General features: G+C 68.4%; 25 protein-coding genes. 7 read left to right on the top strand and 18 right to left on the bottom strand.

Annotated elements, in window-relative coordinates:
- Window position 1 precedes the first annotated feature (1 nt).
- On the top strand, window positions 2-373 hold the full coding sequence (locus tag AAHB17_RS10075; RefSeq protein WP_342130426.1) for a cupin domain-containing protein: 372 nt from the start codon (window positions 2-4) through the stop codon (window positions 371-373).
- On the opposite strand, the gene AAHB17_RS10070 is transcribed toward AAHB17_RS10075, so the two are convergent.
- Window positions 363-1,265 (bottom strand): DMT family transporter, encoded by a 903-nt coding sequence (locus tag AAHB17_RS10070; protein WP_342130425.1) that lies wholly within the window; start codon window positions 1,263-1,265, stop codon window positions 363-365. The two genes, AAHB17_RS10075 and AAHB17_RS10070, sit on opposite strands and share 11 nt — an antisense overlap.
- Window positions 1,266-1,346: 81 nt before the next feature.
- Window positions 1,347-2,159 carry a thymidylate synthase gene (locus tag AAHB17_RS10065; RefSeq protein WP_342130424.1) on the bottom strand — a complete coding sequence of 271 codons (813 nt, stop codon included), beginning with the start codon at window positions 2,157-2,159 and terminating at the stop codon, window positions 1,347-1,349.
- 149 nt (window positions 2,160-2,308) lie between these two features.
- Here AAHB17_RS10065 and AAHB17_RS10060 point away from each other — a divergent pair, with 149 nt between their 5' ends.
- Entirely contained in the window at window positions 2,309-3,571 is a 1,263-nt protein-coding gene (locus tag AAHB17_RS10060; protein ID WP_342130423.1) for an MFS transporter, read from the top strand.
- 18 nt (window positions 3,572-3,589) lie between these two features.
- On the opposite strand, the gene AAHB17_RS10055 is transcribed toward AAHB17_RS10060, so the two are convergent.
- The 3 genes from AAHB17_RS10055 to AAHB17_RS10045 are packed head-to-tail and all read right to left on the bottom strand — an operon-like array spanning window position 3,590 to window position 6,245.
- Window positions 3,590-4,291, bottom strand: coding sequence for a glutamine amidotransferase (locus AAHB17_RS10055; protein WP_342130422.1), 702 nt, complete (start codon window positions 4,289-4,291; stop codon window positions 3,590-3,592).
- A gap of 5 nt (window positions 4,292-4,296) precedes the next feature.
- The gene (locus tag AAHB17_RS10050; protein ID WP_342130421.1) at window positions 4,297-5,799 is read right to left on the bottom strand and encodes an FAD-binding oxidoreductase; all 1,503 of its coding nucleotides are present in this window, start codon (window positions 5,797-5,799) and stop codon (window positions 4,297-4,299) included.
- Complete coding sequence (locus tag AAHB17_RS10045) at window positions 5,796-6,245, bottom strand: DUF2069 domain-containing protein (protein WP_342130420.1); 450 nt, start codon at window positions 6,243-6,245, stop codon at window positions 5,796-5,798. Before AAHB17_RS10045 ends, AAHB17_RS10050 begins: the two co-directional genes overlap by 4 nt.
- A gap of 22 nt (window positions 6,246-6,267) precedes the next feature.
- On the opposite strand from AAHB17_RS10045, the gene AAHB17_RS10040 reads away from it, so the two are divergent.
- Window positions 6,268-7,473, top strand: a complete 1,206-nt coding sequence (locus AAHB17_RS10040) for a YihY family inner membrane protein (RefSeq protein ID WP_342130419.1) — start codon at window positions 6,268-6,270, stop codon at window positions 7,471-7,473.
- Window positions 7,474-7,514: 41 nt separating this feature from the next.
- Here the strand turns inward: AAHB17_RS10040 and AAHB17_RS10035 are convergent, their stop codons facing one another.
- The 8 genes from AAHB17_RS10035 to AAHB17_RS10000 all read right to left on the bottom strand — a co-directional run bounded on the left by AAHB17_RS10035 (window position 7,515) and on the right by AAHB17_RS10000 (window position 14,133).
- The gene (locus tag AAHB17_RS10035) at window positions 7,515-7,847 is read right to left on the bottom strand and encodes a DUF962 domain-containing protein (RefSeq protein ID WP_342130418.1); all 333 of its coding nucleotides are present in this window, start codon (window positions 7,845-7,847) and stop codon (window positions 7,515-7,517) included.
- A gap of 60 nt (window positions 7,848-7,907) precedes the next feature.
- A complete protein-coding gene (locus tag AAHB17_RS10030) occupies window positions 7,908-8,492 on the bottom strand; it encodes a flavin reductase family protein (protein WP_342130417.1) in 585 nt (194 codons plus the stop codon).
- A gap of 16 nt (window positions 8,493-8,508) precedes the next feature.
- Window positions 8,509-8,841, bottom strand: coding sequence for a YnfA family protein (locus tag AAHB17_RS10025; protein WP_342130415.1), 333 nt, complete (start codon window positions 8,839-8,841; stop codon window positions 8,509-8,511).
- A gap of 227 nt (window positions 8,842-9,068) precedes the next feature.
- Entirely contained in the window at window positions 9,069-9,893 is an 825-nt protein-coding gene (locus AAHB17_RS10020) for a hypothetical protein (protein ID WP_342130414.1), read from the bottom strand.
- Between the two features lie 70 nt (window positions 9,894-9,963).
- Window positions 9,964-10,536, bottom strand: coding sequence for a hypothetical protein (locus tag AAHB17_RS10015; protein ID WP_342130413.1), 573 nt, complete (start codon window positions 10,534-10,536; stop codon window positions 9,964-9,966).
- A gap of 421 nt (window positions 10,537-10,957) precedes the next feature.
- Entirely contained in the window at window positions 10,958-12,100 is a 1,143-nt protein-coding gene (locus AAHB17_RS10010; RefSeq protein WP_342130412.1) for a hypothetical protein, read from the bottom strand.
- Between the two features lie 229 nt (window positions 12,101-12,329).
- Window positions 12,330-12,569 (bottom strand): hypothetical protein, encoded by a 240-nt coding sequence (locus tag AAHB17_RS10005; RefSeq protein WP_342130411.1) that lies wholly within the window; start codon window positions 12,567-12,569, stop codon window positions 12,330-12,332.
- A 46-nt stretch (window positions 12,570-12,615) separates the two neighbouring features.
- Window positions 12,616-14,133 carry an aminotransferase-like domain-containing protein gene (locus AAHB17_RS10000; protein ID WP_342130410.1) on the bottom strand — a complete coding sequence of 506 codons (1,518 nt, stop codon included), beginning with the start codon at window positions 14,131-14,133 and terminating at the stop codon, window positions 12,616-12,618.
- A 192-nt stretch (window positions 14,134-14,325) separates the two neighbouring features.
- Between AAHB17_RS10000 and AAHB17_RS09995 the strand changes: the two genes are divergently transcribed.
- A complete protein-coding gene (locus AAHB17_RS09995) occupies window positions 14,326-14,658 on the top strand; it encodes a DUF2917 domain-containing protein (RefSeq protein ID WP_342130409.1) in 333 nt (110 codons plus the stop codon).
- Between the two features lie 210 nt (window positions 14,659-14,868).
- On the opposite strand, the gene AAHB17_RS09990 is transcribed toward AAHB17_RS09995, so the two are convergent.
- Both AAHB17_RS09990 and AAHB17_RS09985 read right to left on the bottom strand, forming a co-directional pair.
- Window positions 14,869-15,690: an alpha/beta fold hydrolase gene (locus tag AAHB17_RS09990; RefSeq protein WP_342130408.1), complete on the bottom strand. Its 822-nt coding sequence runs from the start codon at window positions 15,688-15,690 to the stop codon at window positions 14,869-14,871.
- A 2-nt stretch (window positions 15,691-15,692) separates the two neighbouring features.
- Window positions 15,693-17,003 (bottom strand): O-acetylhomoserine aminocarboxypropyltransferase, encoded by a 1,311-nt coding sequence (locus AAHB17_RS09985; protein ID WP_342130407.1) that lies wholly within the window; start codon window positions 17,001-17,003, stop codon window positions 15,693-15,695.
- Between the two features lie 133 nt (window positions 17,004-17,136).
- Between AAHB17_RS09985 and AAHB17_RS09980 the strand changes: the two genes are divergently transcribed.
- Together AAHB17_RS09980 and AAHB17_RS09975 are read left to right on the top strand one after the other, a co-directional pair.
- Window positions 17,137-17,604, top strand: coding sequence for a CBS domain-containing protein (locus tag AAHB17_RS09980; RefSeq protein WP_342130406.1), 468 nt, complete (start codon window positions 17,137-17,139; stop codon window positions 17,602-17,604).
- Entirely contained in the window at window positions 17,601-18,518 is a 918-nt protein-coding gene (locus AAHB17_RS09975; protein WP_446719581.1) for a delta(1)-pyrroline-2-carboxylate reductase family protein, read from the top strand. Before AAHB17_RS09980 ends, AAHB17_RS09975 begins: the two co-directional genes overlap by 4 nt.
- Here the strand turns inward: AAHB17_RS09975 and AAHB17_RS09970 are convergent.
- Together AAHB17_RS09970 and AAHB17_RS09965 are read right to left on the bottom strand one after the other, a co-directional pair.
- Window positions 18,508-19,500 carry a Bug family tripartite tricarboxylate transporter substrate binding protein gene (locus AAHB17_RS09970; protein WP_342130404.1) on the bottom strand — a complete coding sequence of 331 codons (993 nt, stop codon included), beginning with the start codon at window positions 19,498-19,500 and terminating at the stop codon, window positions 18,508-18,510. The two genes, AAHB17_RS09975 and AAHB17_RS09970, sit on opposite strands and share 11 nt — an antisense overlap.
- 23 nt (window positions 19,501-19,523) lie before the next feature.
- Window positions 19,524-20,639 (bottom strand): adenosine deaminase family protein, encoded by a 1,116-nt coding sequence (locus tag AAHB17_RS09965; RefSeq protein WP_342130403.1) that lies wholly within the window; start codon window positions 20,637-20,639, stop codon window positions 19,524-19,526.
- Window positions 20,640-20,704: 65 nt separating this feature from the next.
- Here AAHB17_RS09965 and AAHB17_RS09960 point away from each other — a divergent pair, with 65 nt between their 5' ends.
- A complete protein-coding gene (locus tag AAHB17_RS09960; protein ID WP_342130402.1) occupies window positions 20,705-21,634 on the top strand; it encodes a LysR family transcriptional regulator in 930 nt (309 codons plus the stop codon).
- On the opposite strand, the gene AAHB17_RS09955 is transcribed toward AAHB17_RS09960, so the two are convergent.
- Window positions 21,616-22,827: a polyhydroxyalkanoate depolymerase gene (locus AAHB17_RS09955; protein ID WP_342130486.1), complete on the bottom strand. Its 1,212-nt coding sequence runs from the start codon at window positions 22,825-22,827 to the stop codon at window positions 21,616-21,618. The genes AAHB17_RS09960 and AAHB17_RS09955 overlap by 19 nt on opposite strands.
- Window positions 22,828-22,853: the final 26 nt, after the last annotated feature.

The following is a 22,853-nucleotide window of genomic DNA, read 5'->3' as shown; positions in this document are numbered from 1 at the left end:
CATGTCGACCCTGAAGCTCAGCGGCTTCGGCCTGCCGGTGTCGGGCGCGGCCGAGCTGTCCCACCCCCGGCCCGAGCGCCTGATCCAGGGCAACCCGCAACGCGAGACCTGGAGCGCCGTCGAGGCACCGCTGGCGGGCGCCGCCACGCTGTATTCGGGTGTGTGGCGCAGCGAGGTCGGCCACTGGCGCATAGCCATGGGCCCGACCGAGCAGGAGGTGTTCACCGTGCTCAGCGGCCGCTGCCGCGTGCACGGCGACGGGGGCGGTGTTCAGGAGGCCGGTCCCGGCCAGGCCATCCACATCCCGGCGGGCTTCACCGGCTCCTTCGAGGTGCTGGAGACCGTCACCAAGGTCTACGTCATCACCGAGTGAGCAGGCTGCGCAGGCGGGCCACCGCGCCGGCCGGCAGCAGCACGGCTGAAATGGCCGCCATCACGAACACCACCGCCAGGGCGTCCTGCCAGCCCGGTACCTCGCCGGTGATGAAGGTGGCCGACAGCGTGCCGATGGCCGGAATCGCCATGATGCTCATGGCGCTGGTCGAGGCCGGCAGGTGCCGCGCAAGGCCAAACCAGATGATCTGCGCCACGCCGTAGTTGATGAACACGGCGAAGGCCAGCGCCCCCCACATGACCGGGCTGAACTGCCAGCCGGGCCAGGGCTCCAGCACGGCGGCCACGACCCACAACACCGCCGCCGAGCTGGCCATCATCCACACCGTGAGCGCCTCCACCGGCAGGGTCAGGCTGGCGCGGCGCATGAGCAGGGTGCCCAGCGCCCAGGACATGGCGGCGATCTCCATCCAGACAATGCCCACGGGCCGCCCGGACAGCGAGCGCAACTCGTCCACCAGCAGCAGCGCGATGGCCGCCGCCGCAAACACCACCGCCAGCGTGACGCGGCGCTTCAGCGCATGGCCAAAAAAGGCGGCGCCCAGCAGCACCGTCCAGATGGGCATGGTGAAGCCCAGCACCGCCGCGCGGCCCGAGGCCAGCTCGTGCACGCCCAGGATGGTCAGGGTGTGCCAGCCCAGCACGTTGGGCAGGCCCAGCACCACCACGCTGCGCCACTCGCCCGCCTGCGGCCACATGCGCACGCCGCGCGCGCGAAAAAAGAAGAACAGCCAGAGCGCGCCGCCGCTCATGGTGAGGGCGCGGAAGTACAGCGGCGACAGTTCCCGCAGCGAGAGCTTCATCATGGGCCAGTTGATGCCCCACATCACGGTCAGGGCCACCAGGCCCCAGAGCTGCCGGCGGGACATCATGGCGGCGTCAGCAGGGCGCCGCCGTGCACCGCTGCCGGCGCGGGCGTCCCTGCGCAGCGGGACCGGGTGGGGGCCACCGGCTCAGACCGCCACCGGTGCCTTGATCGCCGGGTGGCACTGGTAGTCCAGCACCTCGAAGTCCTCGTACTGGTAGTCGAAGATCGAGTCCGGGCGGCGCTTGATGTGCAGCGTGGGGTAGGGGTAGGGCGCGCGGCCCAGCTGCTGCTCCACCTGCTCGGTGTGGTTGCTGTAGATGTGGCAGTCGCCGCCGGTCCAGATGAAGTCGCCCACCGCCAGGTCGCACTGCTGCGCCAGCATGTGGGTCAGCAGGGCGTAGCTGGCGATGTTGAAGGGCACGCCGAGGAAGATGTCGGCGCTGCGCTGGTAGAGCTGGCAGCTGAGCCGGCCGTCGGCCACGTAGAACTGGAAGAAGGCGTGGCAGGGCATGAGCGCCATCTTGGACAGCTCGGCCACGTTCCAGGCGCTGACGATGATGCGGCGGCTGTCGGGGTTGCTCTTGAGCGTCTTCACGACCTCGGCGATCTGGTCGATGTGGCCGCCGTCCGGCGTCGGCCAGCTGCGCCACTGCACGCCGTAGACCGGGCCGAGGTCGCCGTCGGGCCGCGCCCATTCGTCCCAGATGCTGACGCCGCGCTCCTTGAGCCAGTTGTTGTTGCCGGAGCCGGTCAGGAACCACAGCAGCTCCTGGATGATGGAGCGCAGGTGCACCTTCTTGGTGGTCACCAGCGGAAAACCTTCGTTGAGGTCGAAGCGCATCTGGTGGCCGAACACGCTGCGCGTGCCGGTGCCGGTGCGGTCGGCCTTGAACACCCCGTGCGTGTGCACGTGGCGCATGAAGTCTTCGTATTGGCTGCGGATGGGGCGTGTGGGCATGTCGGTATCCACCGGGCAGGTGGCAAGGGGAAGCAAGCGGTCGGATGCGCAGCCGCGGGCGGGGTGGGCACTAACCTCAAATTCTATGTGGACGGGGCGGTGTCCGCTGCCGGACGCCCTGCACCAAAAAGGTTCATTATCATCACTTGATGACCACGCCCACCACACCGACCTCTCCCGCCGATCCCGGCCTCATCGATTCCCGCTACGCCGCGCGCCGCCTGCTGGTCACCCTGGGCCTGGTCACGCTGGGCAACAGCGGCATGTACGTGGTGGCGGTGGTGCTGCCGGCGGTGCAGGCCGAGTTCGGCGTCGGGCGCGGTGTCGCCGCCTTGCCCTACACGCTGATGATGATCTGCCTGGGGCTGGGCGGCCTGTGGACCGGCAAGCTCGCCGACAAACACGGCATCACGCCGGTGCTGCAGGTGGGCGCGCTGGCCGTGTGTGGCGGTTTTGTCTGGGCCGGGTTGTCTGGCAGCATCTGGACCTTTGGGCTCGCGCACGGCCTGCTGCTGGGCATGCTCGGCAGCTCGTCCACCTTCGCGCCGCTGCTGGCCGACACCGCGCTGTGGTGGAACAAGCGCCGTGGCATCGCGGTGGCGATCGCGGCCAGCGGCAACTACGTGGCCGGCACCGTGTGGCCGCCGCTGGTGCAGTGGGGCATAGAGACCATAGGCTGGCGCCAGACCTATGTGCTGCTGGGCCTGGTGTGTGGGGCCGGCATGCTGCTGCTGTCGCGCAGCATGCGCCAGCGCCCGCCGCTGGTGGTGCTGGCACCGGCGGGCGCGGCCACGCGCGCGGTCAGCACCGACCGGCCCTTTGGCCTGGCCGTGGGGCAGGCGCAGGCGCTGCTGTGTGTGGCCGGTGTGGCCTGTTGCGTGGCCATGTCCATGCCTCAGGTGCATATCGTCGCCTACTGCACCGACCTCGGGTTTGGCGCCGCGCGCGGCGCCGAGATGTTGTCGCTGATGCTGGCCTGCGGCATCGTGAGCCGCCTGGTGTCGGGCCTGATCTGCGACCGCATCGGCGGGGTGCGCACGCTGCTGCTGGGTTCGGCGCTGCAGGGCATCGCGCTGCTGCTCTTCCTGCCGTTTGACGGCCTGGTGCCGCTGTACGTGATTTCGGCCCTGTTCGGCCTGTTCCAGGGCGGCATCGTGCCGTCCTACGCCATCATCGTGCGCGAGCACTTTCCCCCGCAGGAAGCCGGCGCCCGCGTCGGCGCGGTCATCATGGCCACGCTGGTGGGCATGGCGCTGGGCGGCTGGATGTCGGGCTGGGTGTTCGACCTCACCGGCAGCTACCACGCCGCCTTCCTCAACGGCATCGCCTGGAACGGGTTGAACCTGTTGATCGCCGGCACGCTGTACTGGCGTGTGCGGCGCATGGGGGCGGCCTCGCTGGCGCGGGCGTGACTCCGCGGCCAGTGCGCCTCACCCCCTGACGATGCGGGCGAAGCGCGGCAGCAGCGACGCCGCGATCTCGGTGGGGCGCACCGCGCCGTCGGGGGCGGAGCCGGTCAGGGTGGACAGGTAGGCGCGGGTGGCGGCTTCGCCGAATTCGGGGTGGAACTGCACGCCCCAGGCCCTGGGCCCGGCGCGGAAGGCGTGGTGGGGCTCGAAGCTGTTGCCCGCCAGCAGGGTGGCACCCTCGGGCAGGCGGCGCACGCTCTGGCGGTGGGCCGCCTGGGCATCGAAGTGTTCGGGCAGGCCGGCGAACAGTGGGTCGTCCTGCGCGGTGGCATTCAGCGTCACCGGCACGGTGCCCAGCTCGATGCCCTGCGGGTGGTCGTTCACCTCGCCCCCCAGGGCATGCGCCAGCAGCTGGTGGCCGTAGCAGATGCCCAGCACGGGCAGGTCGGCGGCCACCGCTTCGCGCAGCCAGGCCGCGGTCCACTCGCTCCAGGGTTCGCGGTCGCTGACCATGCTGTGCGAGCCGGTGACCACGACGCCCGCGATCTCGGCCGGCGCCGGCAGCGCCTGGCCCTCGCGGGGGTCGACCACCGTCACGGGCAATGCCGGGTCCTGCAGGCCTGCCTGTATCCAGTGCTCGAAGTCTTGCAGCTGCTCGGCGATGTGGGGGTGGGTGCTGCCCACTTTGAGGATCAGCAGCGGTTTGGCGTGGGAAGGGGTCATGGGTTTCAGAGCACGCGGCCCGGATTCATGATGCCCTGGGGGTCCAGCGCGGCCTTGATGGCGCGCATGAGGTCCAGGGCGACGGGGCTTTTGTAGTGGGGCAGCTTGGCGGCCTTGAGGCTGCCCACGCCGTGTTCGGCGCTGATGGAGCCGTCGAATCGCGCCACGGCGTCGAACACCAGGGTGTTGATGTGTTCCTCCTCCTCGCGCAGGAAGGCCTTGCCGTCCACGCCCTCGGGGGCCTGCACGTTGTAGTGCAGGTTGCCGTCGCCCAGGTGGCCGAAGTTGACCAGGCGCACGCCGGGGATGGCGGCCTGGAGTGCGGCGTCCGTGGCGTCGCAGAAGGCCGGGATGCGCGAGACCGGCAGGCTGATGTCGTGCTTGATGTTCAGGCCTTCCTCGGCCTGGGCCAGCGGAATGCTCTCGCGGATGTGCCACAGCGCCTTGGCCTGCGTGAGGTTCTCGGCCACCACCGCGTCGCTCACAGTGCCTTGTTCGAAGGCGGTTTCCAGCAGCGACTCGAACAGCGCCCGCGCATGGGCCTCGCTCTCGAAGTCGCTGTTCTCCAAGAGGACAAAATAAGGTGCCCCCACGCTCCCCGCTTCGCGTGGTTCGCTGCCCCCCGGGGGTGCTGCATCCGGCTTGGGGCGGCCCGGCGCCGATGCGGGCGAGTCACGCCACAGCGGCACCCGCAGCTGCGGGAAGTGTCTGTCCACCAGGCCCAGGGCAAACTGGCCCATGACCTCGAAGCCGGTCAGGCCGGCGGCCAGGCGCTGCTGGGCCTGGCCCAGCAGGTCCACGGCCGCCTGCAGGGTCGGCACGGCGGCCCAGGCGGTGAGCCGGGCGGCCGGCTGGGGGTAGAGCTTGAGCGTGGCGGCGGTGATGATGCCCAGCGTGCCCTCGCTGCCGATGAAGAGATCGCGCAGGTCGTAGCCGGTGTTGTCCTTGCGCAGGCCGGAGAGGCCGTTCCAGACTTCGCCACGGGCGGTGACGACCTCCAGGCCCAGGCAGAGGTCGCGTGTGTTGCCATAGCGCAGCACCTGGGTGCCGCCGGCGTTGGTGGCCAGGTTGCCGCCGATGGTGCAGCTGCCCTCGGCCGCCAGGCTCAGCGGGAACAGGAAGCCCGCATTGGCCGCAGCGGCCTGCAGGTGCTGCAACACACAGCCTGCGTCCACGGTGAGGGTGAGGTTGGCGGCGTCGATGGCGCGCACGGTGTTCATGCGGGTGAGGCTCAGCAGCACCTGGGTGCCGCTGGTGTCGGGCACGCCGCCGACCACCAGGCCGGTGTTGCCACCCTGGGGGACGATGCTCACGCCGGCCGCGGCGCAGGCCTGGACCACGGCGGCCACCTCGGCGGTGGAGGCGGGGCGCACCACGGCCAGGGCGCAGCCGTGGGCGCGTTTGCGCCAGTCCTGCTCCCAGGCGCTGAGGTCGGTGGCGGGGTCGTCGTGGGTGAGCACCTGGGCGGCGCCCACGATGGCACGGAGCTGGGGGACCAAGGGGTTCATGGCGTGGTTCCGGCGGCGGTGGCCTTGGCGTCGCGCAGGCGCAGGCGGATGTGCAGGGTGCAGGCCACGAACAGCAGCACACACAGGATCAGCTGCAGCCCGGCCAGCACGGCGCTCAGGCCGCTGTCGCTGGTGGCGCGCACCACGGCTTCGGTGAAGTACAGCCACACCAGCAGGCTCAGCCAGCGGTAGGTGTACATGCGGTTCTTCAGCAGGCCGGGCAGGGCGGGCAGCAGGGGCAGCACCTTGATGACCCACCAGGAGCCGCCCGGGCGCAGCGGCGCCAGCCACAGCTCCCAGGCCAGGCCCAGGACGATCAGCCCCAGCAGGCTGGCCACGGCGACGCGGCGGCTCAGCGCCACGTGGGCGGCGGGGGCAGTGGTGGGTTGGGGGGCGGTGGGGCCGGCGGCGCGCGGGGCGCCCGGCTGTTCAAGGGGCTCGGTCATCGTGGTGGCATGATACCGGCCCATGACCATTGACGAAGCCATGCGCTCGCTGCGGGCCTTCCCCTGGCGCGTGACCGGGCGCACCCTGCTGCAGCGCTTCCGCGAGGACCGCCTGGGCAACACCGCCAGCAGCCTGACCTTCACCACCCTGATTTCCCTGGTGCCCCTGTTCACGGTCATGCTCGCCGTGTTCTCGGCCTTTCCCATGTTCGCCAAGCTGCAGGGCAGCCTGCAGCAGTGGCTGGCCGCGAGCCTGATCCCCGATCCCATCGCCAAGCAGGTGATCGGCGCCCTGACCCAGTTCGCCAGCAAGGCCAACCGCCTGGGCCTGCTGGGCTTCGCGGTCCTGCTGATCACCGCCATCTCCCTGGTGCTCACCATCGACCGCACCTTCAACGCCATCTGGCGCGTGCGCCGCGCCCGGCCGCTGGCCCAGCGCGTGCTGGTCTACTGGGCCCTGCTCACGCTGGGGCCGCTGCTGCTGGCCGGCAGCCTGTCGCTCACGTCCTACGTCATCTCGGTGTCCAAGGGCCTGGTGGACGCCATGCCGCAGTTCCTCAAGACGTTGCTGGACCTGATCGACTTTGCCCTGTCCTCGGCCGGCATCGCGGCCCTGTACCGCTACGTGCCCAACACCGCCGTGCAATGGCGCCACGCCATGGCCGGTGGTCTGTTCGCCGCGCTGGGCCTGGAGCTGGCGCGCTCGGGCATGGTCACCTACATCGGCATGGTGCCGGCCTACGCGTCCATCTACGGTGCCTTCTCGGCCGTGCCCATCCTGCTGCTGTGGGTCTACCTGATGTGGCTGGTGCTGCTGCTGGGCGCCGTGATCGCCGCCTACCTGCCCAGCCTGCTGGACGGCGTGGCGCGGCGCGGCAACACGCCGGGCTGGCGTTTCCAGCTGGCGGTGGAGGTGCTGCAGCACCTGCACGAGGCCCTGCCGCAGGCGCCCCACGCGCTGGACGGCGTCAGCCTGTCGCGCCGCATGCGGGTGGACGGCCTGCAGCTGGAGCCGGTGTTCGAGGCCCTGCTGGAACTGGGCTGGATCGGCCGCCTGGAAGACGGCAGCTACGTGCTGCTGGCCCCGCCCGACGACACCACCCTGGCGCCGCTCATGCGCCGCCTGCTGCTGGCGCCGGCCCCCGGCACCGGCTTCGTCTGGACGCAGGGGCTGCTGCCCGGCATGCACCTGCGGGACGTGCTGGGTGGCGCGGAAGCCACGCACTGATGAGCGCGCACTGATCGCTTCTCGGCGCCGTGAACCGGTGCTCAGAACGGAATGCGCCCCGTCCAGATGTCCTTGTACATCACCCAGTCGCCCATGAAGCTGTAGAGCGGGCGCTTGAAGGACGCGGGCTTGTTCTTCTCGAAACCGAAGTGGCCTATCCAGGCAAAGGCATAGCCACACAGCAGGCCCACCAGCAGCCACCACGGGTTGCCCGTGGCGAGCAGCGTGGCCAGGCACACCAGTCCCAGGGACGAACCCACGAAGTGCAGGCGCCGACAGGTGCGGTTCTGGTGTTCGCTCAGGTAGAAGGGGTAGAACTCGGCGAAGCTGTGCATCTGCGCCGGGTCGGCGTGGGTGGGAGCCGTGGTGGGCATGGGTGTCTCCAGTCCTTGTTGTGCCGCCACTTTAGCGCCGGCGCAGGTGGGCGGCCAGTGTCAAGGCCCGGGCCACGGCCTCGCCTGCCGGGCGTCACCCGCTTGCGCGAACAGGCCGCCGCCCAGGTGGTGGATGCTGCGCAGCGCGGTGTTGGTGTCGTTGAAGGTCCAGTGCCCGTTGGCGAACACCCGGCTGTCGGCGGCGGCCGACACCACCTCGGCGAAACAGGTGTCGTAGGCGTCCTCGGTGTGTGGCTCGCGGATCAGCCGGCATTCCAGCCAGGCCAGGCAGCCGGCCTCGATGGTGGGCACGCCCAGCACCGGCCCCGGCGTGGCCTCGATGTGGAAGCGGGCGAACTTGTCCACCTCGCGCCCCGAGCAACTGCCCACCGCATGGGTCAGGTCAATCGCCTCCGTGGCCGGCACACACAGGCCAAAACCGCCGTGCGCCGCCATCAGCTCCCGCGTGAAGGTGTGTTTGTCGATCACCACCGCCACACGCGGCGGCGAGAACTCCACCGGCATGGACCACGCTGCCGCCATCACATTGCGCCGGCCCTGGAACACGCTGGTGACCAGCACCGTGGGGCCGTGGTTGATGAGGCGGTTGGCGTGGGGCAGGGCGACGGGGGCGAAGTGGCTCATGGGGGTGGATTGTGGTTCAGGCGCCGCGCGGCTGCAGCCCGATCACCGCCATGCCCACCAGCGCCAGGGCGGCACCGGCCAGGTCCCAGCGGGACAGCGCCACACCATCCACAAAATGCAGCCACAGCAGTGCCACGGCAATGTACATGCCGCCATAGGCCGCGTAGGTGCGGCCGGCCGCCGTGGGGTGCAGCGTCAGCAGCCAGGCAAACAAGGCCAGCGCCAGCGCGGCCGGCAACATTAGGACCCACGGCTTGCCTTGGCGCAGCACCAGCCAGGGCAGGTAGCAACCCACAATTTCAGCCAGCGCGGTCAGGGCGAACAGCAGGGTCAGGCGCAAGAGGTCCAAGGGGGGGCTCCGCAGTGAAGGGGGGGATGTTGGCACAGTCAGAAGTGATCTATTCCGATGACACCCTGCGCGACGGAACGGTGGGCCTGCAAGCTGGCCGTCTCGGGTAGTCAGGCGAGGTCAAGGTAATTGACTGGAATCGGCCAGGAGCGGGCACTGGCGTCATATCGGAGCAGACGCTCAACGAATTAGTTAACTGGCGTCCGCGTTGACCGACCAGTTAGGCATCATCTGTGTGTTTGAAGCGCTTCGGAGCGTACCGGAATGAGTAGAACGATTGCCAGCGTCACGAGCATGACAAGGAACAGGGCGAGCGCAAGCATCAAGTCGGATGTTGCGAACAAGGCAACTGGCGTCAATACGGCAAGCGCCAAGTTGAATGCGTGTACCTTGTACATATGCGACTTGAGCCCAACAGTTTGATAGTGGTCTGTGTAGTCTGAGACTATTGACCAGTCATCCGATATGAACAGCAGGCACCAACTGGCCGCAGCAACTGCAATTGAAGGCTTGCCATCAATTACGCACAGCCAGAGCGCGGCCAATGTTGATAGGTAAAAGGCGAACTGTGCCGAAGATACGAGAGCAAGATCGCCGGATAACCACAGCTTCGCCTCGGCCGGCTTTAGATTGACTGTGAAGTTGGCAATCTCATGCTCCTTCAGACCACGCTGTGTGCGTATCCTCGCGAGTTCTCTTTTGCGCGTGATGAAGCGATAGATAGACCTGGAGACTTGGAATGACAAGACGTAGCTTGAGATTCGAAGAGCGAACGCGCCAGTGGCCAATTCCGATCTCCAAAATGCAGCCGAGAAAAATGGTTGTTCTGCGAGATTAAGTGTGCAATAGACAAGTGGGAAGAAGGCGAAAGTGACCGCTAGCGTTGCTGCGGCTAGGCCAAAGAATGAAAAGGTCTTTAAGCTAAGGCGGTGAATAAGCCTGGCCGACCACACAAGGCGTGCGGCCCCTACGATGAATAGACCTGAGCCCATCACCGCGAGCACCGTCCAAGTGGCGTCGAGACCGGCGGTGTACGAGTAGTTGGGGTTCATGACGGCTAACGTGGAGCTAACCGGCCTGCGCAGCTTTTCGCGCAGGTCCGGTTGAGCGCAGGGTTATCACTTATGTTCCCGCAACCTTTTCGGAAACACGCGCGAGCATCCTAATGGCCTCCCGAAGTTCATCGAAGCTGACCGCCTGCTCTCGGGTATGCATTGCCTGATCGCTTAGCCAGACCCGGTGGGTGTCGCCTTGCGGGAGAGCTTCTGGATCAAAGTGGCGAGAGACGTTGTAGACCCAGTTCATGCGCTCGTAGGCGCTCCCGTCTCCTTTCTTGAAAAGATCTTGACCCAACGACTTTCGAGCGAACTCAAGTCCTTGCCAGACGGAGCTAATGCAGCTTTCCAGATGGCGAAGTACGCTGAAGAACGTGCCAATACTCCGCAAATCGCCTTGGGCAGCAGCACTGGCGAGTTCCCATTCCTGCAACGACGCGTGTGTTCGGCGAATTATTGCAAACGCCAATGCAGCCTTCTCATCCGGCACATGTGCCTGGAAAATTCTCCGAAGGACAAACTGCGCAAACCACTTGTCTGCGTTCGGAAATTCCTCAGCCAACGACTTGATCGAGAGCTGTGTCAGCTTCGACATATCTTGCGCGACAAACGTGTCCAAAGCGTAGTTGCTAATGCCCATGGTGGCCTATGAGGGATAACGTAATGTATCCCGCAGAACTTGCGGGATAAGCTGGACGATGCGGGATATTCTGGACACGGCTTCCTCCTGAAGGTGGATTGCAGCCTGGGTTGGCGCTCGATACGCTGTGCAAAAACACAAGTATAAAATTCCATGAAACCCGGCACGCCTTTTTTGCGCTCCACTCGACTGTTGGACCAAGTCCGGGAGCGTGTTCGTTACCTGCTCTATAGCCTCAGCACCGAGAAGGTCTGCCGGTACTTGGTACGCTTTTTCATTCATTGGCATGGCTGCGGGCGGAGCGGTCAGCCCGCTGGACACCATCGATTTCGGCACATGACAGACCGCTTTGAGGTTGCCGGATGAGTGTCTCTTGTGGGTCGTATGCAGCCCTTCATTGCTTACTCGATCCATGTGATCTCTATCGCCTCCGAAACGCCTCGCCCGGCGACGCCGACTTCCTGTCCCCACTCAACTCAAACAAACATTCCACATAAACCCGGGCATCGGCCCATTTCGCGCCATTCTGGTTCAGCTCGAACAACTGCTTCGTCGCCAGGATGGCCGAAGGCCAGTCGTCGGGGCCTTCGCCAGTGACCATGGCCTGGCGTTCGTCACCGTGGTCGTGCAATGTGCCGTCTTGCGCGCCGTAGGTGTGGAATTCGACGATGGGGCGGGGTTTGACGAAGTGGGTGCCGTCACAGGTTTGGGTGCTGAGGCCGGGTTCGCGGCTGACGTGTGCGGCGGCGAAGGAGTCCTGCACGGTGTGCAGCACCGAGCCGAAGGCGATGTGGCGGATCTGGCTGATCAGGCCGGATTTCGTGTCCTGGCGCCCCAGCAGATAGAGGTCGGCCACGGTCCATTCGGTGCAGCCGAAGTGCTCCTTGAAGGTTTGCAGCGGCACATCCTTCAACCGCCCCGAGGTGGGTATCTCACCCGACGACACTTTCCAGGCAAATTCGATCCAGTCCAGAATTTGGGCCCGTGTCAGCACGGGGTGCATGCCGTCCTGGCTGGCCATGCCATGCAGGAACTGCAGGTCGCCGAAGTGCGAACGGGTCATGAGGTTGCCGCGCGCGATGTCGGGAGATGCCCGCTCACAGCCGCCCACGATGCGTTTGGTCTGGGCGGTTTTTTCAGCGTCCTTGAACAGGCAGTACCAACACAGCGGCTGGGTGCTGAAGCGCACGGTTTGTGGCTTGCAGACGTAGGCCTGGCCGAGAAACTTGCAGTCACCTTCCCCTGGCGACAGGGCAAAGGGTGGCAGGTCGTTCCAGCGCACGCCGTAAATCACGAAGGGCGAGGCGGCCATGCCGTCCTGGGTCGAGCAGAACGTGTCGTCCCCCAACTGGTTGCGCTCGATGGGGCAGCCGGCGCCAATGTGGGTGATTTCCTCGTGCACCTTGCCCTTGATCAGCACGCCCACCTTGTCGGCCGCCTTGGCCAGAGAGGACTCTGGCTCCCGGGTCAACCGGGCTTCGTGCGCGGTGCCCAGAGGGCCAATCTGAAAGGCGAGCGCACCGATGGCAAGCACGCTGGCCACGAGGCCGACGGCGGATTTCATCCAGGCATTTTTGATGAGCGACGGTGGCGTTGGCTGTGGGCGAGGCATGCTGGTGGGGCGTGATGTCAAGGACCCTGCCATCCGTCGTCGGGTGGCGGTTCTTGGATCGTAGAGGCGACACAGTTGCGCCAGCCATCCCCCATTTGGTAGAGATGTCGGTGAATTGCCACACGCACAGGCGCCCGTGTGACGGTCCTTGTGGGTGCCTTGGGCGGCGCCCAGGCCGTGTCTATCCCGGCAGCAAGGGCGCCACAAACGCCTGCACCACCGCCAGATTGCGTCGCGCCAGCTTGCGGAACGCGGGCGACACCGGCAGTCCCACCTGGTTGTGCTCCACCGCGCGCCAGAAGCTGTGGGCCGCCTGCGCGGTCTGTCGCCACACCTGGGGCTTGGCGCCCATGCGGCCCAGCCGGGGGGTGATGGGGGCGAGGTCCGGGTCGAGGCCGCCGCCGATGGAGGCGTAGCGCATGGGCAGGATGTCGTAGGCGGGGGCCAGGCCGGCGAAGCCCGCCGTCTCAGGCCGCCAGCACTTGCAGGTCTTGTCCGCTGTTCACCAGCCGGCAGGCCGTTTGCCCGACCAGCGCCAGGGCCTCCTGGGTGCCAGGGTCCCACGCCCCCGACAAACTCAGCCGCAAGCAGTTGCGGTAGCGGTCGGTGGCGGTGAACAGGGGGCCGGGGCCGAAGGTGATGCCCTGGGCGGTGCACAGGCGGAACAGGGCCATGCTGTCCGTGCCTTCGGGCAGTTCCACCCACAGCGCGTAGCCCGAGGGCGGGTTGCTGACGCGGGTGCCGCGTGGGAAGTGCTGGCCGATGATGTGCCGCGCTTCCTTGAGGCGGTGGCGCATGGCCAGGTTGATGCGGCGCAGGTTGGCTTCGTAGAAGCCCTGGGTGAGCAGGTCGGCCAGGGCTTCTTCGAGGATGACGTTGGTGGCCGCGCCCTGCAGGCGCTTGCGGTTGGCCACGGTGTCGCGCCAGCGGCCGGCCTCGACCCAGCCCAGGCGCAGGCCGGGCGACAGGGTCTTGGCGAAGGAGCCGCACACCATCACGAAACCGTCGGTGTCGTAGGCCTTGGCGGCCTTGCGGCGCTCGTCGCTGGCCAGCAGGTCGTTGAACACCACGTCCTCGATCAGCGGCAGCCCGCGCGCGGTGAGCAGGCGCACCAGGGCCTGCTTGTGGGCCAGAGACATGACCGCGCCCAGCGGGTTGGACAGCGTGGGCGCCAGCAGCACGGCCTTGACCGGCTGGGTGTCCAGCGCCAGTTCCAGCGCGGGCAGCGAGACGCCGTTGCGCGGGTGGGTGGGGATTTCCAGCGCGCGCAGGCCCAGGGCTTCGAGCAGGTCGATGTAGCCAAAGTAGGTGGGCGATTCCAGCGCCACCACGTCGCCGGGCTTGGTGACGGCCTGCAGGCACAGGCTCACGGCCTGGGTGCAGCTGGCGGTGGTGATGATGTGTTCGGCCGCCAGCGTGCAGCCCAGGTACAGCGCGCGCCGGGCCACGGCCTGGCGCAGGCTGTGGGTGCCCATGTCGGCGTTGTTGTAGCGGGTCAGGCTCTGGCGGTGCAGGCGCGAGGCGCGGCCCATGGCGATGCGCAGCCGCTCCTCGTCGAACAGGTCGCTTTCCTGCGGCAGGTAGCCGCCGAAGCAGGCGCGGTCGCCGGGTTGTTCCAGCGTGGCGAAGGATTCCGAGCGCCGTTGCGCTTCCAGCGTGAAGCTGCGCAGCGGCGGCGTGGTGGTCACCAGCGGCGTCACGCTGCGCCGTCCGCGCCGCACGAAGTAGCCGGCCTTGGGCTTGGCTTGCACCAGGCCCTGTTCCTCCAGCTGGTGCAACGCCTGGTTCACGGTCGAGATCGACACGCCCTCGCTGGCCGCCAGCTCGCGTATGGATGGCAGGCGCGAACCGGCCTTGAGCGCGCCGCTGTCGATCAGCCGCGCCAGACGCTGCGCGAGCTGGGCGTACAGGCGTTGCGGCTGTGCCCGGGCGTCGGGCAGGGGCTGCTCGGTGTGGATGGGGGCGGACGAGGGCGGGGCGGCCATGGTGGGGTGATCGTAGCGCGCCGGGACGGTTTGCCACCGCGGCCTGTCGGCGCGAAGCGGTACAGACGGGCCTCAAGCGGTGCAGCACAGATGGGCGGACTGTGCCCTTGCGGCGGCACAGAAAGCCGGCCGTTGTGTCTGTTGCGCGCGGGCCGGCCGCGCGACAGTGGATGCCCATCACAGGAGCTTGCCATGACCACCGCCACCGCACCCTCTTTCCTCGCTGCCGTTCTGGGCCTCTTGCGCCGCCAGGCGCGGGCCACACGCACCGGTCGGCGGGGCGACATCGCGCCGACGCGGCTGCTGCCCGGCCAGGCCCGCACCATCCACGCCGCCCAGGGCACGAACCTGCAGGTGCTCAGCGGCCGCCTGTGGCTGACGCAGCCCGGCGCCACCCAGGACGTCTTTCTGACGGCGGGCGACTCCCTGGCATTGACGCAGGACTGGGTGGTGATCGAAGCCGATGCGATGCCCGACGCGCCCCGGCAACTGGCGCGCGCCGAGTACCTGCTGCGGTCGCTGTGAGTGGCCGGCCTGCCTGTCTCACAATTCTCGCCATGCACATCGCGCCAGACACTTCACAGCGCATTGCCGACATCTGCCGGCGGTACGGGGTGCTCCGTCTGCAGATGTTCGGGTCGACCGCCGAGGGGACCGAGAGGCCGCACGGGCTGTAGCGCCTGTCCGTGAGGGGTTCATTGACTTCCACCCATTCCGGGTGGAAGTGGCATCCGCTCAGGCCGTCTTGAGAAACCGCGCCAGCGCGAACAGCGTTTCGTCCGGCGCCTCGGTCATCTGGTGGTGGCCGACCGGCACCGTCACCACGTGGGGTGGCTTGCCGCTTTCGCGTGCGGCGTGCATGAGCGTCTGGGCCGCCTTGGGCACGGTCATCTGGTCCTGCGCGCCCAGCACGAACAGCACCGGGCAGGTCGCGGCCTTCATCGCCGCTTCACCGTTGGCGTAGTCGTTGCAGGCCTTGAAGCCGCGGTGGAACACGTTGACCCGGGGGTTGCTGCGCAGCACGCGCCGGCCCAGGGCCAGGCTGTTGCCATACACCCAGGTGCCCGGCCCCAGGGCCGAGGGCGGCGGGGCCAGGGTGGAGCGCGAGAACACGTTGATCATCTTCAGCGCCTGCTCCGGGTCGCTGATGGAGGTGTCCAGCAGCGCCTGCGAGACCTTCATCGGGTAGGCCGTTCCCACCAGCGCCAGGTGGGTGGCGCGTGTGCCCAGGCGGGACGCGGCCTCCAGCGCGATCAGCGAACCCCAGCTGTGGCCCACCAGCGCGGCGCGCGCCACGCCCGCGGCGTCGAGCAGGGCAACGATGAAATCGGCCGCCTGTTCCACCGTTTCGGGGGCGTCGCCGGCGCTACGGCAGTGACCCGGCAGGTCCACCGCCAGCACGTTGAAGCCGTGGTTGGCCAGGTAGCGGCTTTGCAGGCCCCACACGCTGTGGTCGTTGAGCACGCCGTGGATGAACACCACCGTGGGCAGCGCGGGGTTGAAGGGCTTGCCGCCGGTGTAGCAGTAGGCTGTGGCGCCGTTGACTTGCAGTTGCATGGTCAGGCCCCCGCTTTCTCGGCCGCCTTCAGTGCGCGCTTCAGGTCGTCGATCAGGTCGTCCGGATCCTCCAGGCCGATGGACAGGCGGATGGTGCCCTGGGTGATGCCGGCGCCGGCCAGGGCCTCGTCGCTCATGCGGAAGTGGGTGGTGCTGGCGGGGTGGATCACCAGGCTGCGACAGTCGCCGACGTTGGCCAGGTGGCTGAAGATCTTGAGCGTCTCGATGAATTTCTTGCCCTGTTCGCGCGTTCCCTTCATGTCGAAGCTGAAGACCGAGCCGGCGCCGCGTGCGCCGAAGCGCAGCAGCCGGTTGGCCAGCGCGTGGCTGGGGTGCGATTCGAGCATGGGGTGGCCCACGCGGGCCACGAAGGGCTGGCTGGCCAGGAACTGCACCACCTTCTCGGTGTTGCTCATGTGGCGCTCCATGCGCAGCGGCAGGGTTTCGATGCCCTGCAGGATGAGCCAGGCGGTGTGCGGGCTCATGCAGGCACCGAAGTCGCGCAGGCCTTCGCGGCGCGCGCGCAGCAGGAAGGCGCCGACCGTGCTTTCCTCGCTGAACACCATGTTGTGGAAGCCGTCGTAGGGCTGGCTCAGTTCGGGGAAGCGACCCGAGGCCTCCCAGTCGAAGCTGCCGCCGTCGACCACGATGCCACCGATCACGGTGCCGTGGCCGCTGAGGAACTTGGTGGCCGAGTGGTAGACCAGGTCGGCGCCGTGTTCCAGCGGCTTGACCAGGTAGGGCGAGGTGAGGGTGGAGTCCACCAGCAGCGGCACGCCGGCCTCGTGCGCGATCTGCGCCACGGTGGGCATGTCCAGCACGTCCAGCCCTGGGTTGCCCACGGTCTCGCCGAAGAACAGCTTGGTGTTGGGGCGCACGGCGGCACGCCAGCCGTCGATGTCGCCGGGCTTGACGAAGGTGGTCTCGATGCCGAAGCGGCGCAGGGTGTAGTGCAGCAGGTTCTGGCTGCCGCCGTAGAGCGCCGTGCTGGCCACGATGTGCGAGCCCGCGCCCATGAGGGTGGCCACGCTCAGGTGCAGCGCCGCCTGGCCGCTGGCGGTGGCGATGGCGCCGATGCCGCCCTCCAGCGCCGACACGCGCTGCTCCAGCACCGCGTTGGTGGGGTTGCTGATGCGGCTGTAGACGTGGCCGGCGCGTTCCAGGTTGAACAGCGACGCCGCGTGGTCGCTGGACTCGAAGACGAAGGAGGTGGTGAGGTGGATGGGCACGGCGCGCGCGCCGGTGCTGGGGTCGGGCGACGCGCCGGCGTGCAGCGCCAGGGTGTCGAAGCCGGGGTCGGAATAACCGGGCATGGAAGTCTCCAGGGTGGTTTGTCTCGTGGCGCAAGGCGGGGCGGGCCCGCAAGCTTGTGTTGAAGCCGATTATGTGGGCTATATTTGAGCCACCTATCCAGTCCAATGGCCGTCGAGGCCCCGGAGGAAACCCATGAAAGTCAGTGACATCCTGCGCGTCAAGGGCAACACGCTCTACACGGCCCAACCCGACGAACCGCTGGCCAGCGCCCTGAACCTGATGGCCGAGAAGGACATCGGCTCGCTGGTGGTGATGGACCATGGCGACCTGGTGGGCATGCTGACCTTCCGGGAAGTCATCCAGACCGTGGTCCGCAACGGCGGCGCGGTGGGCACGACGGTGGTGCGCACGGCGATGGACGACCACCCGCTGACCTGCACCATGGAAACCGAGCTGGACGAGGTCCGCCGCATGATGCTGGACCGCCACGCGCGCTACATGCCGGTGATGGACAAGAAGATGCTGATGGGCGTGATCAGCTTCTACGATGTGGCCAAGGCCGTGGTCGACAGCCAGAACTTCGAGAACAAGATGCTCAAGGCCTACATCCGCGACTGGCCGGCATCGGCCGAGGACGAGTCCGACACCACCAAGCTGTGAGTGTGAGCCCGGCCAGCGCCACGGCCTGGCCCACCCCCGCAGCGCTGGCCGACGAAATCGCAGCGCTGCTCCTCGATCCCGCCGTCACCGTACCGCCCCGCCTGGTGCAGCCGCTGCCCGGCGGCGGCAGCCTGTTCGTGATGCCCGCCCACGACGCGCGCGTGGCCATCACCAAACTCATCACCTACACCCCCGCGAACGTGGGCAGCGCGTGGCCCAGCATCCAGGGCGACGTGGTGGTGTTCGACGTGGCCGGCGGCCAGCGCCTGGCCGTGCTGGACGGGCCCACCGTCACGGCCCGGCGCACGGCGGCGGTGTCGCTGCTGGCGGCCCGGCTGCTGGCGCCCCGCACCGACGGCCCCTTGCTCATCGTTGGCGCCGGGGTGCAGGGACGCGCCCACCTGCACGCCTTCGCCCAGGGCCTGGGCGTGCGCGAGGTGTGGGTGACTTCACGCAGCAGCGCCAGTGCCCGGGCGCTGGCGGACGAGGCCGGCGCCCTGGGCCTGGTGGCCCGCGTGGTGGCCGATGCCGATGCGGCGCTGGCCGATTGCCCGCTGGTGGTGACGGCCACGCCGGCCAGCGGCGTGGTCTTGCGGGGTCAGCTCCCGGACCACAGCTTCATCGCCGCCGTGGGCGCCTTCACGCCGCAGATGGTGGAGCTGGACGCCGCGCTGTGCCGGCACGTGGCCCGGGTGGGCGAGGTGGTGATCGACACCCCCGAGGCCTTGCACGAAGCCGGTGACCTGCTGCTGGCCGGCGTGCCCATGGACGGCCTGCTGACCCTGGCCGACGTGGTGCGCCAGGGCGGCGGTCGGCGGCGCGGGCCGGTGCTGTTCAAGAGCTGCGGCTGGGCCGGCTGGGACCTGGCGCTGGCCCGCGCCGTGGCCGGCATGGGCAGCCCCATCACTCCTTGATGTTGGCGCGCTGAACGATCTTCTGGTTGCGCGTGTATTCCGCCCGCACGAAGGCGCCGAACTCCGCCGCGCTGCCACTGCCGGCGGTGGCGCCCTGTTCGGCGAACTTGGCGCGCACCTCGTCCGACTTCAACACCTCGCCCAGCTCGTGGTTGAGGCGGCTGACGATGTCGGCCGGCGTGCGGGCCGGCGCGAACAGGCCGATCCAGGTGTTCATCTCGTAGCCCTTGAGGCCCGGCATCTCGCCGAAGGTGGGCACCTGCGGCAGCGCGGCCAGGCGCTTGCCGCCGGTCACGCCCAGGGCCTTGACCCGCCCGGCCAGCACGTGGGGAGCCGCCGTGGTGGCCACCAGCATGGCCAGGTCGACCTGGTTGCCGATCACGTCCGAGGCGATCTGCGCGCCGCCCCGGTAGGGGATGTGGGTCACGAAGGTGCCGCTCTGCTCCTTGAGCAGCTCCATGGACAGCTGCAGCACGGTGCCGATGCCCGAGGTGGCGTAGCTGTAGCGCCCGGGCGATTTCTTGGCCAGCTGCACGAACTCGGCGTAGCTGTTGACCGGCAGGCCGGGCCGGGCCACCAGCACCATGGGCGCGGTGCTGATCAGGCCCACGGGTGCGAGGTCGGTCAGCGGGTCGTACTTGAAGGCGGCGGGGTTGACCAGGCGGCCGATCGCGATCGGGCTGTCGGGGCCGACCACCAGGGTGTAGCCGTCGGGGTTGGCCTGGGTCACGCGGGTCACGCCGATGGCGCCGCCGGCACCGGCCACGTTCTCGACCACCACCGACTGCTTGAGCCGCTCGCCCAGTCGCGTGGCGACCAGGCGGGCGCTGAAATCGACGCTGCCGCCGGCGGTGAAGGGCACGACCAGGGTGATGGGCTTGGCGCCGGGCCAGGCCTGGGCCGAGGCCAGCAGGGGCGAGGCGGCGGCCAGCAGGCCGGTCAGCAGGGGCAGGGCCAGACGGAGGAGGGTGCGGGTGCGCATGGGTGGTCTTTCAGAAGGGCAGGTCAGGGGTTGGGCAAGGCGGCCAGGGCGGCGGGGCTGAGCCGGGCGCGCAGGGCCTGGAATTCGGCGCTCCATGTATCGCGCCAGGCCTGGCGCTGGCCGCTGTCCATCCAGGCGGCGTCCAGTCCGTTGAGCATGAAGCCGTGCAGCGCGTCGAGGCCAAATCCGAAGTCGCGCACCATCATTTCCCAGGCGCCGGTGGGTGTCACGTGGTGCAGGGTGGGGTCGTCGGTGTTGGGGTGCAGGCGCAGGCCCAGCGCGGCCATCTGGCGTATCGGGTGGTCCAGCGCCCAGCGTTCGGGCGCCAGCGTGCGCAGGTAGTAGGAGTTCGTGGGCACGACGGTGAAGACCACGCCCTGCTCGGCGCAGCGGCGGGCGAAGTCGGGCGCGTCGATGATGGTGTAGCCGTGGTCCACCCGGTCCACCTGCAGCATATCGAGCGCGGTGGCGACGTTGTGCCAGGGCATGCCGAATTCGCCCGCGTGGGCGGTGGTCTTGAAGCCGGCCTCGCGTGCCCGCTGGTAGGCCAGGGCGAACAGCTCGGGCGGTCGGTCGACCTCGCGGTAGTCGATGCCCAGGCCGACCACGTCCTCGGCGCGGTGCGCCACCATCCAGTCGACCAATTCCAGCGCCGCCTCGGGGCTGGCCTCACGGTCGATGCTGGGGACCAGCCGCCCGGCGATGCCGAAGTCGCGCCCGGCGTCGCCGATGGCGCGCACGATGGCGGCCTGCGCGTCGGCGTAGGGAATGCCCGAGACATGCACCGTGCCGGTGGGGTTCCAGAAGAACTCGGCGTGGCGCACGTTGTGGCTGGCCGCGTCTTCCAGGTACTCGTGGGTGAGGCGGTACAGGTCGTCGGGGTGTCGGATCAGATGGGCATCCAGCGCCCGCAGCACGCGCAGCACGCCCACCGGCTTGTCGCCCCGGGTGTAGAAGGCCTCGATCTCCTCGCGGGCGATGGGCGCCCCGGCGCGCTCGACCAGGTCGATGAAGGTGGCCTTGCGCACGGTGCCGAACAGGTGGCAATGCAGCTCCACCTTGGGGATGGCGTGCAGGAAGGCACGCAGGTCGAGCGGGCCGTCGGTGAGGGGGTGGGCGCGGGGATCGGGGGCGGGCATGGTTTCAGTTTAGGACCCGTTGTTTGATAATCAAAGTTTCAAATAACTATGATTTCATTCAAGCCATGAATGAGCAAGCGAGCTCGGCGCTGCGGGGCCTCACGCTGCGCCACCTGCAGTGTTTTGCCACGCTGGCGCGCGAGCGCCATTTCGGGCGCGCGGCCGGGTTGTTGTCCATCACGCAGCCGGCACTGAGCAACGCCATCAAGCAGATGGAGCACCTGATCGGCGCACGCCTGTTGCAGCGCTCCACCCACCAGGTCGAGCTCACGCCCATCGGCGCGGCGGTGCTGGAGCGGGCGGGTTTCCTGGTCCACACGGTGGACCTGGCCCTGCAGGACATCGCGGGCGTGGTGCAGCGCGGGCGGGCGGTGGTGCGGGTGGGGGTGGTGCCCTCGGCCAGCGGCCTGCTCGCGCAGGCCATACGCGGCTTCATCGACAGCGCGCCGGGCGAGGTGGAGTTCGAGGTGCGCGACCGGCCGTCCAACGCACTGATCGACGCGCTGCGCGCGGGCGAGCTCGACGTGGCGGTGGCGGCCGTGACCCAGCCGCCCTCGGGGCTGAGCTGCGTGGAGCTGTTCGACGACCCGCTGGTGCTGGTGGTGCCGCGCGACCACGCCCTGGCGCGGGCGGGCAGCGCCACCTGGCGCGCCATCGCGCAGGCGCAACTGGTCCTGTTCAGCAGCGGCAGCATGCCGGCGCTGGCCGGGCCGGCCAGCGCGCAGTTCGGACGCATTGCCCACACGCCCTACCGGGTCGACTACGCCGAGACCTTGTACGCCTTTGTCCGTGGTGGCCTGGCGCTGGGCCTGATGCCCCGGCTCTACACCACCTCGCTGGTCGGCACCGACCTGGTGGTGCTGCCGCTGCGGCGTCCGGTCATCCAGCGCCGGGTGGCCTTGCTGTACCGGCCGGGCCGGCTGCGCAATGCCGTGGCGCAGGCCTTCATCGAGCACCTGCGCCGCCAGCTGGCCGATCAGCCGCAGGCCGCGTGAATCATGTCCCGCACGCGTGGGTAGATCTGCTGGTTCCACTTGCGGCCGCTGAACACGCCGTAGTGGCCCACGCCGGTCTGGATGTGGTGGGTCTTGAGGTAAGGGCGCACGCGGGTGCAGAGGTCTTGCGCGGCCACGGTCTGGCCCACCGCGCAGATGTCGTCGCGTTCGCCTTCCACCGTCATCAGGGCGGTGCGCCGGATGGCGCCGCAGTCCACGCGGCGGCCGTTGACCACCAGCTCGCCGCGCGCGAGGTCGTAGGTCTGGAACACCTTCTCCACCGTCTCCAGGTAGAACTCGGCCGGCAGGTCGTTGACGGCGAGGTATTCCTCGTAGAAGTTCTGGATCACGGTCGCCTGTTCCACGTCGCCATCGACCAGGTGGTTGAACATGTCGATGAAGGACTGCTTGTGGCGGTCCGGGTTCATGCTCATGAAGGCGCTGACCTGCACGAAACCCGGGTAGACCCGGCGCATGAAGCCGGCGTGGGGCAGGGGCACGTGGCTGATCAGGTTCTGCTCGAACCATGTGATGGGCTTGCTGACCGCCAGCCGGTTCACTTCGGTCGGGTTGACGCGGCAGTCCACCGGGCCGGCCATCAGCGTCAGGCTGCGCGGCTGGGCCGGGTGGTCGTCCTCGGCCATCAGGGCGGTGGCCGCCAGCGCCGCCACGCAGGGCTGGCACACCGCCACCACGTGGCATCCGGGACCGATGCGGGCGATGAAGCGCACCATGTAGTCGACGTAGTCGTCGAGCCGGAAGGCCCCGTGGCGCAGGTGCACGTCGCGCGCGTTGTGCCAGTCGGTGATGTAGACGTCGTGGTCCTGCAGCAGGGTGCGCACGGTCTCGCGCAGCAGGGTGGCGAAGTGGCCCGACAGCGGCGCCACCAGCAGCACCGGCGGCTGGTCGCCAACGCCACTTTTCTTGAAGTGCAAGAGGGTGCCAAAGGGCAGTTCCAGCGTCTTTTCCTCGGTCACCGGCACGGTCTCGCCTTGGACCCGCGCGCTGTCGATGCGGTAGGGCGGCCGGGTGTGGGTGAGCTTCAAGCGGTGGAACACCTCGCTGGCGGCCGCGACGCGGCGCAACAGGCTGCGTTCGGTCTTGTGCAGCCACAGGGCGGCGCCGGTGTGTTGCGCCAGCAGGCGCAGGGGGGACAACAGGTCGGACTGGTTCTGGTAGGCCTGGTACAGCATGGGGGTCCTGTCGTGCGGGGGACTTG

It is taken from the genome of Hydrogenophaga sp. OTU3427 (genome assembly GCF_038440225.1).
Taxonomy (GTDB): Bacteria; Pseudomonadota; Gammaproteobacteria; order Burkholderiales; family Burkholderiaceae_C; genus Hydrogenophaga.
The sequence above is the reverse complement of the archived record's forward strand: the minus strand, read 5'-3'. Positions and strand labels throughout refer to the sequence as shown.

What these genes read in the sequence shown, in the direction of transcription:
- AAHB17_RS09990 (WP_342130408.1), bottom strand. Translation starts at nt 15,690, where the DNA reads ATGCAACTGCAAGTCAACGGCGCCACAGCCTACTGCTACACCGGCGGC.
- AAHB17_RS10070 (WP_342130425.1), bottom strand. Translation starts at nt 1,265, where the DNA reads ATGATGTCCCGCCGGCAGCTCTGGGGCCTGGTGGCCCTGACCGTGATG.
- AAHB17_RS09965 (WP_342130403.1), bottom strand. Translation starts at nt 20,639, where the DNA reads ATGCCCGCCCCCGATCCCCGCGCCCACCCCCTCACCGACGGCCCGCTC.
- AAHB17_RS10045 (WP_342130420.1), bottom strand. Translation starts at nt 6,245, where the DNA reads ATGACCGAGCCCCTTGAACAGCCGGGCGCCCCGCGCGCCGCCGGCCCC.
- AAHB17_RS09960 (WP_342130402.1), top strand. Translation starts at nt 20,705, where the DNA reads ATGAATGAGCAAGCGAGCTCGGCGCTGCGGGGCCTCACGCTGCGCCAC.
- AAHB17_RS09980 (WP_342130406.1), top strand. Translation starts at nt 17,137, where the DNA reads ATGAAAGTCAGTGACATCCTGCGCGTCAAGGGCAACACGCTCTACACG.
- AAHB17_RS10020 (WP_342130414.1), bottom strand. Translation starts at nt 9,893, where the DNA reads ATGAACCCCAACTACTCGTACACCGCCGGTCTCGACGCCACTTGGACG.
- AAHB17_RS10035 (WP_342130418.1), bottom strand. Translation starts at nt 7,847, where the DNA reads ATGCCCACCACGGCTCCCACCCACGCCGACCCGGCGCAGATGCACAGC.
- AAHB17_RS09995 (WP_342130409.1), top strand. Translation starts at nt 14,326, where the DNA reads ATGACCACCGCCACCGCACCCTCTTTCCTCGCTGCCGTTCTGGGCCTC.
- AAHB17_RS10015 (WP_342130413.1), bottom strand. Translation starts at nt 10,536, where the DNA reads ATGGGCATTAGCAACTACGCTTTGGACACGTTTGTCGCGCAAGATATG.
- AAHB17_RS10010 (WP_342130412.1), bottom strand. Translation starts at nt 12,100, where the DNA reads ATGAAATCCGCCGTCGGCCTCGTGGCCAGCGTGCTTGCCATCGGTGCG.
- AAHB17_RS10005 (WP_342130411.1), bottom strand. Translation starts at nt 12,569, where the DNA reads ATGCGCTACGCCTCCATCGGCGGCGGCCTCGACCCGGACCTCGCCCCC.
- AAHB17_RS10040 (WP_342130419.1), top strand. Translation starts at nt 6,268, where the DNA reads ATGACCATTGACGAAGCCATGCGCTCGCTGCGGGCCTTCCCCTGGCGC.
- AAHB17_RS10075 (WP_342130426.1), top strand. Translation starts at nt 2, where the DNA reads ATGTCGACCCTGAAGCTCAGCGGCTTCGGCCTGCCGGTGTCGGGCGCG.
- AAHB17_RS10055 (WP_342130422.1), bottom strand. Translation starts at nt 4,291, where the DNA reads ATGACCCCTTCCCACGCCAAACCGCTGCTGATCCTCAAAGTGGGCAGC.
- AAHB17_RS09970 (WP_342130404.1), bottom strand. Translation starts at nt 19,500, where the DNA reads ATGCGCACCCGCACCCTCCTCCGTCTGGCCCTGCCCCTGCTGACCGGC.
- AAHB17_RS10030 (WP_342130417.1), bottom strand. Translation starts at nt 8,492, where the DNA reads ATGAGCCACTTCGCCCCCGTCGCCCTGCCCCACGCCAACCGCCTCATC.
- AAHB17_RS10050 (WP_342130421.1), bottom strand. Translation starts at nt 5,799, where the DNA reads ATGAACCCCTTGGTCCCCCAGCTCCGTGCCATCGTGGGCGCCGCCCAG.
- AAHB17_RS10060 (WP_342130423.1), top strand. Translation starts at nt 2,309, where the DNA reads ATGACCACGCCCACCACACCGACCTCTCCCGCCGATCCCGGCCTCATC.
- AAHB17_RS09985 (WP_342130407.1), bottom strand. Translation starts at nt 17,003, where the DNA reads ATGCCCGGTTATTCCGACCCCGGCTTCGACACCCTGGCGCTGCACGCC.
- AAHB17_RS09955 (WP_342130486.1), bottom strand. Translation starts at nt 22,827, where the DNA reads ATGCTGTACCAGGCCTACCAGAACCAGTCCGACCTGTTGTCCCCCCTG.
- AAHB17_RS10065 (WP_342130424.1), bottom strand. Translation starts at nt 2,159, where the DNA reads ATGCCCACACGCCCCATCCGCAGCCAATACGAAGACTTCATGCGCCAC.
- AAHB17_RS10000 (WP_342130410.1), bottom strand. Translation starts at nt 14,133, where the DNA reads ATGGCCGCCCCGCCCTCGTCCGCCCCCATCCACACCGAGCAGCCCCTG.